At 69.0% G+C, this 14,286-nt stretch carries 13 protein-coding genes; 12 read left to right on the forward strand and 1 reads right to left on the reverse strand.

The genetic code is table 11. The annotated features are described in order from the left end of the window. The first annotated feature begins 42 nt into the window (after positions 1–42). The 4 genes from WFQ67_RS00990 to WFQ67_RS01005 are packed head-to-tail and all read left to right on the forward strand — an operon-like array spanning position 43 to position 4,025. Positions 43–1,173, forward strand: coding sequence for an ABC transporter ATP-binding protein (locus WFQ67_RS00990; protein ID WP_337055975.1), 1,131 nt, complete (start codon positions 43–45; stop codon positions 1,171–1,173). Beyond that, positions 1,170–2,075 carry an ABC transporter permease gene (locus WFQ67_RS00995; RefSeq protein ID WP_244862966.1) on the forward strand — a complete coding sequence of 302 codons (906 nt, stop codon included), beginning with the start codon at positions 1,170–1,172 and terminating at the stop codon, positions 2,073–2,075. Before WFQ67_RS00990 ends, WFQ67_RS00995 begins: the two co-directional genes overlap by 4 nt. After that, the gene (locus WFQ67_RS01000) at positions 2,072–2,935 is read left to right on the forward strand and encodes an ABC transporter permease (protein WP_173175257.1); all 864 of its coding nucleotides are present in this window, start codon (positions 2,072–2,074) and stop codon (positions 2,933–2,935) included. Before WFQ67_RS00995 ends, WFQ67_RS01000 begins: the two co-directional genes overlap by 4 nt. Further along, the gene (locus WFQ67_RS01005) at positions 2,928–4,025 is read left to right on the forward strand and encodes a DmpA family aminopeptidase (protein ID WP_337055976.1); all 1,098 of its coding nucleotides are present in this window, start codon (positions 2,928–2,930) and stop codon (positions 4,023–4,025) included. The genes WFQ67_RS01000 and WFQ67_RS01005 overlap by 8 nt, the downstream gene beginning before the upstream one ends. A gap of 169 nt (positions 4,026–4,194) precedes the next feature. Here WFQ67_RS01005 and WFQ67_RS01010 read toward each other — a convergent pair whose 3' ends face one another. Continuing rightward, entirely contained in the window at positions 4,195–5,124 is a 930-nt protein-coding gene (locus WFQ67_RS01010; protein ID WP_263152110.1) for a LysR substrate-binding domain-containing protein, read from the reverse strand. A gap of 328 nt (positions 5,125–5,452) precedes the next feature. Here WFQ67_RS01010 and WFQ67_RS01015 point away from each other — a divergent pair, with 328 nt between their 5' ends. From WFQ67_RS01015 to WFQ67_RS01050, 8 genes are all read left to right on the forward strand, one after another. Next, on the forward strand, positions 5,453–6,799 hold the full coding sequence (locus WFQ67_RS01015) for a flavin-containing monooxygenase (RefSeq protein WP_337055977.1): 1,347 nt from the start codon (positions 5,453–5,455) through the stop codon (positions 6,797–6,799). Then, the gene (locus tag WFQ67_RS01020) at positions 6,799–7,227 is read left to right on the forward strand and encodes a RidA family protein (RefSeq protein WP_173176567.1); all 429 of its coding nucleotides are present in this window, start codon (positions 6,799–6,801) and stop codon (positions 7,225–7,227) included. Before WFQ67_RS01015 ends, WFQ67_RS01020 begins: the two co-directional genes overlap by 1 nt. A gap of 10 nt (positions 7,228–7,237) precedes the next feature. Continuing rightward, the gene (locus tag WFQ67_RS01025; protein WP_213627793.1) at positions 7,238–7,915 is read left to right on the forward strand and encodes a DUF1028 domain-containing protein; all 678 of its coding nucleotides are present in this window, start codon (positions 7,238–7,240) and stop codon (positions 7,913–7,915) included. Further along, complete coding sequence (gene argE, locus WFQ67_RS01030) at positions 7,908–9,071, forward strand: acetylornithine deacetylase (protein ID WP_337055978.1); 1,164 nt, start codon at positions 7,908–7,910, stop codon at positions 9,069–9,071. Before WFQ67_RS01025 ends, argE begins: the two co-directional genes overlap by 8 nt. Before the next feature lie 84 nt (positions 9,072–9,155). Then, positions 9,156–9,602, forward strand: coding sequence for a GNAT family N-acetyltransferase (locus WFQ67_RS01035; RefSeq protein WP_213627791.1), 447 nt, complete (start codon positions 9,156–9,158; stop codon positions 9,600–9,602). 425 nt (positions 9,603–10,027) lie between these two features. Next, complete coding sequence (locus tag WFQ67_RS01040) at positions 10,028–11,518, forward strand: aldehyde dehydrogenase (protein WP_337055979.1); 1,491 nt, start codon at positions 10,028–10,030, stop codon at positions 11,516–11,518. A gap of 146 nt (positions 11,519–11,664) precedes the next feature. Next, positions 11,665–12,717: an ABC transporter substrate-binding protein gene (locus WFQ67_RS01045; protein WP_337055980.1), complete on the forward strand. Its 1,053-nt coding sequence runs from the start codon at positions 11,665–11,667 to the stop codon at positions 12,715–12,717. A 122-nt stretch (positions 12,718–12,839) separates the two neighbouring features. After that, positions 12,840–14,273: an APC family permease gene (locus WFQ67_RS01050; RefSeq protein WP_337055981.1), complete on the forward strand. Its 1,434-nt coding sequence runs from the start codon at positions 12,840–12,842 to the stop codon at positions 14,271–14,273. Positions 14,274–14,286 lie beyond the last annotated feature (13 nt).

Raw genomic sequence — 14,286 nt, forward strand, 5'->3', positions numbered from 1 at the left:
CAGCAAGAGAGCGGGTGCGCGACGCGCCCGCCGGAGTTCTCCATGACCTGCATCGTCAACAGTGCACCGGTGGTCCAGATCACCGCTGCGGTGAAGCACTACCGCGCCCCGGAAGGCCACGCCGTCCGCGCCCTCGATGGCGTCGACCTGTGCGTCGGCGGCAACGAGTTCGTCACCCTGCTCGGCCCCTCCGGCTGCGGCAAGACCACCCTGCTACGGGTGATCAGCGGCTTCGAAGGCCTCGACGGCGGCGAGCTGCGCATCCAGGGCCAGCTGATGAACGACGTACCCGCGCACCTGCGCCCGGTGCATACCGTGTTCCAGAGCTACGCCCTGTTCCCCCACCTCAGCGTCGGCGACAACGTCGGCTACGCGCTGGACATCCGTGGCGTGGCCAAGGCCCAGCGCAACCACCAGGTGGCCGACGCCCTCGAACTGGTGGGCATGGCGGGGCTGGAGAAACGCAAGCCCGGCCAGCTCTCCGGTGGCCAGCAGCAGCGCATCGCCCTGGCCCGCGCCATCGTCAACAAGCCCGCCCTGCTGCTGCTCGACGAGCCGCTCTCGGCCCTCGACCGCCAGTTGCGCCAGAGCATGCAGCGCGAGCTGAAGAACCTGCAGAGCGAGCTGGGCATCGCCTTCGTCTTCGTCACCCACGACCAGGAAGAAGCGCTGACCATGTCCGACCGCATCGTCGTGCTCAATGGCGGCCACGTGCAGCAGCTGGGAAGCCCGGAAGACATCTACGACCGCCCGGCCAACGCCTTCGTCGCCGGCTTCATCGGCGAGAGCAACCTGTTCGACGGCCGCGTCACCCGCCACCACGGCGACGCCGTGGAGTTCCTCACCGCCCAGGGCGACACCCTGCGCCTGCGTCGCACCGACCTGGTGCCGGGGCAGAAGCTCCAGGCCATGTTGCGTCCCGAGCAGTTCCACCTCGCCTGCCCGGGCGACCCGGCCCGTCACGCCTTCATCGAGGGCCGCGTGCTGCAGCAGGTGTTCATCGGCAAGGACTTCGAGCTGAGCGTGCGCACCCTGCACGGCAGCCCGGTGAAGGCGGTACTGCGCGCCCCCTCGCGGGAGCTGATGAGCACGCTCGAGGCCGGCGCGCGGGTGCAGCTGTGGTACGCCACCGATGCCCCGCACCTGCTGCTGGCGCAGGAGGCCCACCCGTGATCGCGCTCTCCCTCGCCGCCCGCGCACGCCTGCGCCTGGTGGCCCTGCTCGGCCCGGCGACCCTGGTGATCGTCGGCTTCTTCCTCGTGCCCATGGCCATCATGGCGCTCTACAGCCTGCTCGAACCGGGCCTGTACGGCGGCGTGGAATGGTCTTTCTACCCGGACAACTTCGGCCGCATCCTCGGATGGGCCGACGGCAGCAACGAAGAGTTCGACATCGTCTACCTGGAGATCCTGCTGCGCTCGTTCAAGCTGGCGGCGATCACCGTGGTGCTGACGCTCGCGGTCTGCTACCCGGCGGCCTTCTGGGTGGCGCGGCAGCCGGAGCGGCGGCGCAACTTCTTCCTGTTCCTGATCACCCTGCCGTTCTTCACCAGCCTGATCGTGCGGCTCTACGCCTGGGTGCTGATCCTGCGGCCCACCGGTTTCCTCAACCTGGCCCTGCAGGCCCTGGGCCTGGCCGACCGGCCGCTGAACCTGATCTACAGCGAAACCGCCGTGCTGATCGGCATGACCTACATCTTCATCCCCTTCATGTTCATGCCCATCTACGCCAGCGTGGAGAAGCTCGACCGCAAGCTGCTGGAAGCCTCCGCCGACCTCGGCGCCAGCCGCTGGCAGAGCTTCTGGCGCATCGTCTTCCCGCTGACTCTGCCGGGCATCGCCGCCGGCTCGATCATCGTCTTCATCCCAAGCCTGGGTAACTTCATCGTGCCCTCGCTGCTGGGCGGCGCACGGGTGGTGATGATCGGCAACCTGGTGGAGCAGCAATTCCTCGCCGCGCGCAACTGGCCCTTCGGCGCCGCCCTGGCGATGCTGATCATGGCCGCGATGCTGGTGTTCCTGCTGCTCTACGTGCGTTGGCAGTCGCGTTCGCAATCCAGGGAGGGCCTGGCATGAGCGCCCTCCTCGCCCGCCTCGGCCGCGGCCTGCTCGGCGGCTACAGCCTGGCCTTCTTCGCCTTCCTGTACCTGCCCATCGCGCTGATCGTCGCCTACTCGTTCAACGCCAACCCGGTGAACATGATGATCTGGAGCGGCGCCAGCCTGGACTGGTACCGCACCCTGTTCGGCTTCTCCAGCGCGCTGAACGAGAACGCGCTCTACGTGGAATCCACCGACCAGCTGGTGGCCGCCCTGCGCACCAGCCTCATCGTGGCCCTGAGCACCACACTGATCGCCACCCTGGTCGGCACCCTCACCGCCCTGGCGCTGGCGCGCTACCGCTTCCGCCTGCAGGGTTTCTACCGGGTGCTGCTGTTCCTGCCGATGCTGATGCCGGACATCGTCCTCGGCATCGCCCTGCTGATCTTCTTCGTCGGCAGCGGCATCCCCCTGGGCAAGACGTCGATCATCATCGGCCACTGCACCTTCCTCATCAGCTACGTGTTCCTCATCGTCAGCGCCCGCCTGGCGGGGATGGACACGCGCCTGGAGGAAGCCTCGGCGGACCTCGGCGCCTCGCCCTGGACCACCTTCCGCCGCATCACCCTGCCGCAGATCCTTCCCGGCGTGCTCGGCGGCGCCCTGCTGGCCTTCATCATCTCGATGGATGACCTGGTGATCACCTACTTCATCTCCGGGGTCGATGCCACCACGCTGCCGGTGTTCATCTACGGGATGATCCGTCGCGGCATCAAGCCCGAGATCAATGCCATCGCCACCCTGCTGCTGATCGCCTCGCTGCTCATCGCCTCCCTCGGGCTCTACCTGCGCAACCGCAAGCCCGCCACGTCCCCTGCCGAGAATGCCCATGGCTAAACCACGCGCCCGTGAACTCGGGCTGGCCGTCCCCGGCCGGCCCGGCCCCAACAACGCCATCACCGACGTGCCCGGCGTGCGCGTCGGCTACCGCACCCTCGATGCCGTCGCCGCCAACGGCAAGCGCATCAAGACCGGCGTCACCGCCATCCTCCCCCGGGGCCTGGAGCGCGAGCCGCAGCCGGTGTGGGCGGGCTTCCACGCCCTCAACGGCAACGGCGAGATGACCGGCACCCACTGGATCGAGCACGGCGGCTACTTCGTCGGCCCGGTGTGCATCACCAACTCCCACAGCGTCGGCATCGTCCACCACGCCGCCACGCGCTGGACCATCGACCACTACGCGCAGGCCTGGGATGCCAGCCACCTGTGGGCGATGCCGGTGGTGGCCGAGACCTACGACGGGGTGATCAACGACATCAACGGCCAGCACGTCACCGAGGCCGACGCCCTGGCGGCGCTGGCGGACGCCCGCGACGGCGCCATCGCCGAAGGCAACGTCGGCGGCGGCAACGGCATGATCTGCTACGGCTTCAAGGGCGGCACCGGCACCGCCTCGCGGATGCTGGAGATCGACGGCCAGGCCTATACCCTGGGCGCCCTGGTGCAGGCCAACCATGGCCAGCGCGACTGGCTCAAGGTGCTGGGCGTACCGGTGGGCAAGGCCCTGGGCGAGCAACCCGGCGGGCTCGACCGCGAGCGCGGCTCGATCATCGTCATCCTCGCCACCGACGCCCCGTTGCTGCCCCACCAGCTGCGCCGCCTGGCCCAGCGCGCCGGCCTCGGCATCGGCCTGGGCGGCACGCCGGGGGGCAACAACTCGGGGGACATCTTCCTCGCCTTCAGCGTGGCCAACCCGCGCCCCCTGCCGCAGCTCACCCCGGGCGGGCGCTTCAGCCTGGAGTGCCTGAACGATGAACACATCGACGCCCTCTACCTGGCGGCGGTGGAAAGCACCGACGAGGCCATCCTCAACGCCATGCTCGCCGCCGAGGACGCCGTGATGCAGAAGCCGGCCGGCCTCTGCCCGGCGCTGGACGGCGAGCGGCTGAAGGCGTTGTTGAAGGAGGCGGGGCGGGTTGAGGCCTAGCCCCAGGCACCGGCGCTCTTCGTAGGATGGGTAGAGCGAAGCGAAACCCATGCGGTTACGGGTTGCTCCGCATCGATGGGTTTCGTACCTCTACCCATCCTACACATCGCAGGACGCCGCTTTCGCGAATGAATTCGCCCCCACCGGTGGTCAACCGGTGGCCCGGGTTTCAGCCCGGTGAGGGCACCGGCGCGCTGCCGCCGGGCAGGTGTTCCTTGCAGTAGTCGACGAACAGCTGCGCCGGCTTGGTCAGCTGCGCGCGCTTGAGCCACGCGGCCACCAGGCCGGAGCCGGTGACGGGCTCGGCGATGTCCACCATCACCACCTTCTTGCCGTCGTAGGTGCACTCGGAATGCGGCCGGGTGACCAGCACCGAGAAGCCGAAGCCCTGCCCCACCATGCCGCGCACCATCTCGATGGAGGGCGAGCTGAAGCCGATGTTGGGGCTCAGGCCGAGCTCCTCGAACAGGCTGACGAAGTAGGTCCGGCTCGGCTGCACGTCGAGCAGGATCATCGGTTCCAGCACCAGGTCGCGCAGCGACACCTGGGCCTGGCGGGCGAAGCGGTGGTTCTCCGGCAGCAGCGCGTAGGGTCGCTGCGGCGGCATCAGCGGGTCGGTCTCGATGGTGGCGTCGAGCTCGTGCTGGTAGAGGATCGCCAGGTCGAAGCGCCCGGCGGTCAGCCCCTGCACCAGCTCCTGCTGCTCGCCATCGCCGATGCGGATCTCCACCCCCGGGTAGCGCTCGCGAAAGCCCGCGATCAGCCCCGGCAGGTAGAGCGGAGCCACGGTCTCGAAGCAGCCGATGTCGATCTGCCCGGCCACCACGTCGTTCACCGCCAGGGCGTTCTGCTCGAATTCCCAGGCCATGCGCAGCAGGTCCTGGGCCTTGCGGTAGAAGCGCGAGCCGCTGGGGGTGAGCGACACGCCCTGGGCGTGGTGGCGGATGAACAACTGCACGCCGAAGCTCTCCTCCAGCCCCTTGATGGCGGTGGAGATGGACGGCTGCGCGATGTACAGCTTGCGCGACGCCTCGGCCACGCTGCCGCACTCCACGGTCGTCACGAAGTACTTGAGTTGTCGCAGGGTGTAGTTCGCCACGGGGCACCTCGGCGTCGCGTGCCACCTGCGGTCATGGCCGGGCAGCTTGTTGTGGGCGGGGATCGTCCCTGCGAAACATACCCCAGGCATCGCGGCATGGGCTGCCGCGCTGCCGAGCTTTTTCTTATCCACCGAGCATATTTTTAATAATTTTCCTCGGCCGAGCTCTATCGCACCATCCGCTGCACTCGACTCACGAAGCCCGGACCGCGCAGACGGTCGGCGAGCAAGTGCAGCCTGTCCGCCCCCGGCCACCTCGCGCCTCGCCCCCGTCCCGCCCCGCAGCACCGCCCGACAACCGCGAATCGCCTTGCAGAAGGACAGACACATGACCGTTGAAACCATAGAAATCGATACGCTCGTCGTTGGCGCGGGACAGGCCGGCGTGGCCATGAGCGAACACCTGGGCAAGCTCGGCGTACCGCACCTGGTACTGGAACGCAGCCGCATCGCCGAAGCCTGGCGCAGCGGGCGCTGGGATTCGCTGGTGGCCAACGGCCCGGCCTGGCACGACCGCTTCCCGGGCATGGAATTCGACGTCGGCCCGGATGAGTTCCCCGGCAAGGAGCAGGTGGCGGACTACTTCGTCGCCTACGCCCGGCAGATCAACGCACCGATCCGCACCGGCGTCGAGGTGAAGAAGGTGGTGCGCAACCCCGACCGCCCGGGCTTCACCGTCGAGACCTCCATCGGCGTGATCCAGGCCAACCGCGTGGTCTCCGCCACCGGCCCCTTCCAGCGCCCGGTGATCCCGGCCATCGCCCCGACGCAGGGCACGCTCCACCAGATCCACTCCGCCGCCTACTACAACCCGCAGCAATTGCCCGCCGGCGCCGTGCTGGTGGTCGGGGGCGGCTCCTCCGGCGTACAGATCGCCGACGAGCTGATGCGGGCCGGGCGCAAGGTCTACCTCTCGGTGGGCGCCCACGACCGTCCGCCGCGCAGCTACCGCAACCGCGACTTCTGCTGGTGGCTGGGCGTACTCGGCCTGTGGGACGCGGAAGCCGCGCAACCGGGCCGCGAGCACGTCACCATCGCCGTCAGCGGCGCCCGGGGCGGCCACACCGTGGACTTCCGCGACCTGGCCAGCCAGGGCATCACCCTGGTGGGGCTGACGAAATCCTTCGAGAACGGGGTGGCGAAATTCAATGACGACCTGGCCGAGAACATCGCCCGGGGCGACGAGAACTACCTGTCGCTGCTGGATGCCGCCGATGCCTACATCGCCCGCAACGGCCTCGACCTGCCGGAGGAGCCCGAGGCGCGCCGCAAGCGGCCGGACCCGGAATGCATCACCCATCCGCTGCTCGAGCTGGACCTGGCCGCCGCCGGCGTCACCTCGATCATCTGGGCCACCGGCTACTCCGTGGACTTCAGCTGGCTGCAGGTGAACGCCTTCGACGACCAGGGCAAGCCCCGCCACCAGCGCGGCGTCTCCAGCGAACCGGGCGTGTATTTCGTCGGACTGCCCTGGCTGTCACGCCGGGGCTCCACCTTCATCTGGGGCGTATGGCACGACGCCAAGCACATCGCCGACCACATCGCCACCCAACGCAAGTACCTCGCCTACCGCGACGCCTCGCAGCGCCAGCAGGAAGGCGGCCTGAACGGCAGCCCCAGGGCCCCGCAGGCCGGTTCGCCCGCCCAGAAAGCCAGCATCATGGGAGTAAGTTGATGCCCACCCATACCCGCATCCGCATGTTCAACACCAAGGACACCTACCCCAACCAGTCCCTGGACAACGACCTCTGCCAGGCCGTGCGCGCCGGCAATACCGTGTACGTGCGCGGCCAGGTCGGCACCGACTTCGACGGCAACCTGGTGGGCCTGGGCGACCCGCGCGCGCAGACCGAGCAGGCCATGAAGAACCTCAAGCAACTGCTGGAGGAAGCCGGCAGCGACCTCTCGCACATCGTCAAGACCACCACCTACCTGGTCGACCCGCGCTACCGCGAACCGGTCTACCAGGAAGTGGGCAAGTGGCTGAAGGGCGTGTTCCCCATATCCACCGGCCTGGTGGTCTCGGCCCTGGGGCAGCCCCAGTGGCTGATGGAGATCGACGTGATCGCGGTGATCCCGGACGACTGGCAGCCGCAGCGCTGAGGAGCGACCCATGACTTTCTCGATCATCGGCCGCTGCGCGGAAACCGGGCAGTTGGGCATCGCCATCAGCTCCTCCAGCATCGCCGTCGGCGCCCGCTGCCCCTGGCTGCGCGCCGGTGTCGGCGCGGTGGCCACCCAGAACGTCACCCTGCCGGCCCTCGGCCCGCAGATCCTCGACCTGCTGGAGCACCAGCACCTCGACCCCGCCGCCGCCCTGGACCGGGCGCTGCACGCCAACGGCTGGAGCCAGTACCGCCAGGTGACGGTGATCGACGGCCAGGGCCGCACCGCCCTGTTCAGCGGCAAGGAAGCCCTGGGCCTGCACAACGCGGTTGCCGGCGAGCAATGCGTGGCGGCCGGCAACCTGCTCTCGGGCACCGGGGTGATCGACGCCATGGTGCAGGCCTTCGAAAACGCACCGGGCCTCCTGGCCGACCGGCTGCTGGCGGCCATGCACGCGGCGATGGCCGCCGGGGGCGAGGCCGGCCCGGTGCATTCGGCGGCGCTCAAGGTGGTGGACGACCTCACCTGGCCCATCGTCGACCTGCGCGTGGACTGGGCGGACGAGGACCCCATCGGCCGCCTCGACGGCCTCTGGCAAGCCTACCGCCCGCAGATGCAGGACTACATCACCCGCGCCCTGGACCCGACGGCAGCGCCCAGCTACGGGGTACCCGGCGATGAGTGAGGCGAGCAGCCGCGACCTGCTGGAGCGGCTGATCGGCTTCGCCACCGTCAGCCGGGACTCCAACCTGGAGCTGATCGCCTTCATCCGCGACTACCTCGCCGGCTTCGGCGTGGACAGCGAGCTGTTCCACAACCCGGAAGGCACCAAGGCCAACCTCTTCGCCACCCTCGGCCCGCGCGAGCGGGGTGGCGTCGTGCTGTCCGGGCACACCGACGTGGTGCCGGTGGACGGGCAGGCCTGGACCCTTCCGCCCTTCCGCCTGAGCGAGCGCGACGGCCGCCTCTACGGGCGCGGCACCGCCGACATGAAGGGCTTCATCGCGTCCGTGCTGGCGGCGGTGCCGCGCTTCCTCGAACGCCCGCTCCAGGTGCCGGTGCACCTGGCCTTCTCCTATGACGAGGAAGTCGGCTGCCTCGGCGTGCGCAGCATGCTCGCCGAGCTGGAGAAGCGCCCGCACAAGCCGCTGTTGTGCCTGATCGGCGAGCCCACCGAACTCAAGCCGGTGCTTGGCCACAAGGGCAAGCTGGCCATGCGCTGCCAGGTGCAGGGCGCCGCCTGCCATTCCGCCTATGCCCCCCATGGCGTCAACGCCATCGAATACGCCGCGCAGCTGATCGGCAAGCTGGGCGATATCGGCACGCGGCTGGCCCGCATCGAGCACCACGACCCGCGCTTCGACCCGCCCTTCTCCACGGTGCAGACCGGCCTGATCAAGGGCGGCCGGGCGCTGAACATAGTCCCGGCGGAATGCGAGTTCGACTTCGAGGTCCGCGCCCTGCCCGGCTTCGATGCCCAGCAGGTGGCGGATGAACTGCAGCGCTACGCCGAGTCCGAGCTGCTGCCGAAGATGCAGGCGGTGCAGCCCGACACGGCCATCCGGCTGCAGAGCCTGAGCGCCTACCCCGGCCTCGCCACTCCTCCCGACAGCGACGCCGCGCGGCTGCTGGCGCGGATCGCCGGCTCCAGCGAATTCGGCACGGTCGCTTTCGGCACCGAGGGCGGGCTGTTCGACCAGGCCGGCATCCCCACCGTGGTCTGCGGCCCCGGCAGCATGGACCAGGGGCACAAGCCCGACGAGTTCATCAGCCTCGAACAGCTCCACGCCTGCGACGCCATGCTCCTGCGCCTGGCCGACTACCTGGAGAACCCGGGCTGATCCACCGCCCGACACAACGCTTCAGCCCGGATGGCGCCCGGTGCTAACGTGGCCGGCCATGCCACAAGGACGAAGGAGCGAAGAATGGTGATCAGGAAGATGGCGCCGGCGGACATCGATGCAGTCAGCGCGCTGTGCATGGCGGCCTTCAATGCTTCGGTCGCGCCCACGCTGCCCGCGCAAGGTGTCGAGACCTTCGCCAAGGTGGCCGCCGCCGAGGCCTTCCTGCAGCGCTTGCAGGGCGACAACCTGATGCTGGTCTACGAAGTGGCCGGCTCGCTCCGCGGCATTCTCGAACTCAAGGAAGGTCGCCACCTGGCCATGTTGTTCATCGACCCCCAGCACCAGCGCCAGGGCATCGGCCAGGCACTGGTGAAGGCGATGACCGCACACGCCCGGGTGGATGCGATCACGGTCCGGGCCTCGCTGACCTCGGTGGGCGCGTACCTGCGCTACGGCTTCCAGTGCAGCGGTGAGACAGGCGAATTCGCCGGGCTCACCTACCAGCCGATGGAGTTGCGGGTCACCTAGCCGGGCCAGGCACGGCCATAGGGTGGGCCGTGCGGCGCTCCGCTTCAGCCCACCGGCTGTTCGCCAACGGCCGTAGGGTGGGCTTCAGCCCACCGACGATGCGTCGGTGAGCTCATCGCGGATGAATCCGCTCCCACGAACAAGAAGCGGCCTGCACGCTGGGTGGAACGGTGGGCGAATGAATTCGCCCGTACAGGCGTCCCTTTTTTCCGGTGTTTTCGCACCCCTATGGCGCACCCTGCAGGCCCGCCGCCCCAGGCTGGAGCCAAGGGCGGGAGGGCGCTGCGCGCGTGCTTGCGCTACCGAGCTTTTTCTTATCCACCGAGCATATTTTTAATAATTTTCCTCAGCCGAACTCTGTCGCACCATCAGGCCCAGTCACGAATAACAACCAGACCGCGAAGACGGTCGAGTGGGAGTGCAGCGTGTTCGATCTCGGCTATTGGCAGCAGCGAGCTGCCCGGCAAGCATTCATTGACCAGGCGCTCATCGACGGCCGCCTGGTATCCGCCGCATCCGGCGCCACCTTCGATTCCATCAACCCCGCGACCAACCAGCTCCTGGCCCGCGTCGCCGCCTGCGGCGAGGCCGAGGTGGACCTCGCCGTGCGCAGCGCCCGCCGCGCCTTCGAGCAGGGTCCCTGGGCACGCATGGCGCCGGTGGAGCGCAAGAAGGTGCTGCTGCGCCTGGCCGAGCTGATGCTGGCCCACCGCGAGGAGCTGGCCCTGCTGGACTCCCTCGACATGGGCAAGCCGGTGATGGACGCCTACAGCATCGACGTGCCCGGTGCCGCCAACGTCTTCGCCTGGTACGGCGAGGCGCTGGACAAGCTCTACGACCAGGTGGCGCCCACCGCCCCCGGAACCCTGGCCACCATCACCCGCGAAGCGCTGGGCGTGGTCGCCGCCGTGGTGCCCTGGAACTTCCCCCTCGACATGGCCGCCTGGAAGCTGGCCCCGGCGCTCGCCGCCGGCAACAGCGTGGTGCTCAAGCCCGCCGAGCAGTCGCCCTTCTCCGCCCTGCGCCTGGGCGAACTGGCCCTGGAGGCCGGCATCCCCGAGGGCGTGCTCAACGTGGTGCCGGGCCTGGGCGAGAGCGCCGGCCGCGCCCTCGGCCTGCACCCGGACGTGGACTGCCTGGTGTTCACCGGTTCCACCCAGGTGGGCAAGTACTTCATGGGCTATTCGGCCCAGTCCAACCTCAAGCAGGTCTGGCTGGAGTGCGGTGGCAAGAGCCCGAACCTGGTGTTCGAGGACTGCCGCGACCTCGACCTGGCCGCCGAGAAGGCCGCCTTCGGCATCTTCTTCAACCAGGGCGAGGTGTGCTCGGCCAACTCGCGCCTCTACGTGCAGCGCTCCATCCAGGACGAATTCATCGAGCGCCTGCTGGCCAAGGCCCGCGACTGGATGCCCGGCGACCCACTGGACCCGGCCAGCCGTGCCGGCGCCATCGTCGATGCCGCGCAGACCGGCCGCGTCATGGGCTTCATCGAGGGCGCCCAGGGCCAGGGCGCGCGGCTGCTGGCCGGTGGCCGGCGCCTGAGCTTCAACGGCTCGAGCAACTTCGTCGAGCCCACCGTCTTCGCCGATGTGCGCAGCGACATGACCCTGGCGCGCGAGGAGGTCTTCGGCCCGGTGCTGGCCATCAGCGCCTTCGACAGCGAGGAGGAAGCCATCCGCCTCGCCAACGACAGCGTCTACGGCCTGGCCGCCTCGGTGTGGAGCGACGACCTGCACCGTGCCCACCGCGTCGCCCGCGCGCTCAAGGCGGGCACCGTGTCGGTGAACACCGTGGACGCGCTGGACGTCACCGTGCCCTTCGGCGGCGGCCGGCAATCGGGTTTCGGGCGCGACCTCTCGCTGCATTCCTTCGACAAGTACAGCCAGCTGAAGACCACCTGGTTCCAGCTGCGCTGAGGTCGCGACGACGACCCGGCCGCGCCTCGCCGCGCGGCCGCCATGACAAGAAAACCATCCGCGCCCGTGCACGCGCGGAGCCCCGGCCCCAGGGCCACAACTGCCTCGACAACTGAACACGACTGAAAAGTAGTGAGGGAGTTCTCATGTCCAGATCCTTGCGTCCCACCCTGTCCACGGCCTTCGGGCTGGCCCTGCTCACCACCCTCGGCATCGCCCAGGCCCAGCCTGCGAAGCTCACCGTGATCTCCTTCGGTGGCGCCACCAAGGCCGCCCAGGACGCCGCCTACTTCAGGCCGTTCGAGCAGAGCGGCGCGGCCAGGGTGGTGGCCGGCGAATACAACGGCGAGCTGTCGAAGGTGAAGGCCATGGTCGATATCGGCCAGGTCAGCTGGGACGTGGTGGAGGTGGAGAGCCCCGAGCTGCTGCGCGGTTGCGAGGAAGGCCTGTTCGAGCCCATCGACCCGGCCCTGCTCGGCGATGCCGCGAGCTTCATGCCCGGCACCCTGAGCGAGTGCGGCGTGGCGAGCTACGTGTGGTCCATGGTGCTGGCCTACGACGCCGGCAAGCTGGCGGCGGCGCCCACCTCCTGGGCCGACTTCTGGGACCTCGAGCGCTTCCCCGGCAAGCGCGGCCTGCGCAAGGGCGCCAAGTACACCCTGGAGGCCGCGCTGCTGGCCGACGGGGTGAAGCGCGAGGACCTGTACAGCGTGCTGGCGACCCCGGAAGGCGTCACCCGCGCCTTCGCCAAGCTCGACCAGATCAAGCCGCACATCCAGTGGTGGGAGGCCGGTGCGCAACCGCCGCAGTGGCTGGCGGCCGGCGACGTGGTGATGTCCGCCGCCTACAACGGTCGCATCGCCGCCGCGCAGAAGGAGGGCTCCGCGCTCGCCATCGTGTGGAACGGCAACCTCTACGACCCGGACCACTGGGCCATCGTCCGCGGCAGCCCTAACAAGGCACTGGCCGAGCGCTTCATCGCCTTCGCCAGCCAGGCCGGGCCCCAGAAGCAGTTCTCCAGCCAGATCCCCTACGGGCCGGTGCGCCAGGACGCCCTGGCGCAGCTGCCCGCGGCCACCCAGGCACAACTGCCCACCGCGCCGGCGAACCTCGCCGAGGCGCAGCTGGTGGATGCGGAGTTCTGGGTCAACCACGGCGAGGAGCTGGAGGAACGTTTCAACGCCTGGGCGGCACGCTGAGCCATGGCTTAGCCCACGCGGGTTCAGCCCCGCGCGGGCGGGGCTGAACGACGGGTGCACCCGTCACACCAGCCGGCGGCCCCTGAGCCGCAGGCGGATAACAAGAAGATCGGGAGAGCGTCATGAGTGCGAGTGTTTCCATCCCTGCCAAGGGGCAATCGGGCGGCCTGCGCCGCGTCCTCGGACTGGGCCCGCTGGTGGCGGTCGCCGTCGGCCTGGTGGTGTCCCAGGGTGTGATGGTGCTGATGCTGCAAGGCGCCGGCCTGGCAGGGCTGGGCTTCATCATTCCCCTGGGCATCGCCTACCTGCTGGCGCTGACCTATGCCCTGTCGTTCTCCGAACTCTCGCTGATGATCCCCCGCGCCGGCAGCCTGAGCAGCTACACCGAAGTCGCCATCGGCCACTTCCCGGCCATCCTCGCCACCTTCTCGGGCTACATGGTGGTGGCGATGTTCGCCCTCTCCGCCGAGTTGCTGCTGCTCGACCTGATCATCGGCAAGGTCTACCCCGGCGCGTTGCCGCCCATGCTGGTCGCCTATGGCGTGCTCGCCCTGTTCACCGGCTTCAACCTGCTGGGCATCGACGTCTTCGCCCGCCTGCAGAGCGCCCTGGCGCTGGTGATGGTGGTGAGCCTGCTGGCCCTCGGGCTGGGCGCCGTCGGCAGCGACCTGGCCGCCACCACGACGCCACTGGACCAGGGCTGGAACCCGTTGCAAGCCGGCGCGCTGACCCTGGCGGCCATGGCCATCTGGGGCTTCGTCGGCGCCGAGTTCGTCTGCCCCCTGGTGGAGGAGACGCGCCGCCCGGAGCGCAACATCCCGCGCTCGATGATCATCGGCCTCACGCTGATCTTCGGCATCATCGTCCTCTACTGCCTCGGCGCGCTGCTGTGCATCCCCCGCGAGCAACTGGCGGCCGACCCGCTGCCGCATTTCCTCTTCGCCACCACCGTGTTCGGCGAGGCCGGCAAGCTGTTCCTGGTGGCCGCCGCGGTGACCGCCACCTGCAGCACGGTCAACTCCTCCCTGGCCGCGCTGCCGCGCATGCTCTACGGCATGGCGCAGAACGGCCAGGCCTTCCCGCAGTTCAAGCGCCTCAGCCGCCGCGCCCGCACGCCCTGGGTGGCGGTGCTGTTCATCGCCGCCATCACCGGCCTGCCGATCCTGCTGCTCGGCCAGGACCCGGACGCCATCAGCCTGTTGCTGCTGGCCGCCGCGCTGGCCTGGCTGCTGGCCTACATCATCGTGCACATCGATGTGATCGCCCTGCGCCGCCGCTACCCGCACATCGCGCGGCCGTTCCGCTCGCCCTTCTATCCCTGGCCCCAGGTGCTCGGCATCGCCGGCATGCTCTTTGCCATCTACCACGTCTCGCCGACCCCGGAGATGACCGCGAAGATCTTCGCCACCGCCGGCGTGGTGCTCGGCCTGATCTCGGTGATCGCCGTGGCCTGGATCAGGCTGGTGATGGACAAGCCGCTGTTCGTGCCCGAGCCGCTGACCCCTTCCGAGCCGGCGCCGCTGACCCGCGCCGCCCTTTCCCCCGAACCACTTTGACGAGCAGGAGAAG

This window comes from Pseudomonas sp. USHLN015 (assembly GCF_037153275.1).
Taxonomy (GTDB): domain Bacteria; phylum Pseudomonadota; class Gammaproteobacteria; order Pseudomonadales; family Pseudomonadaceae; genus Metapseudomonas; species Metapseudomonas tohonis.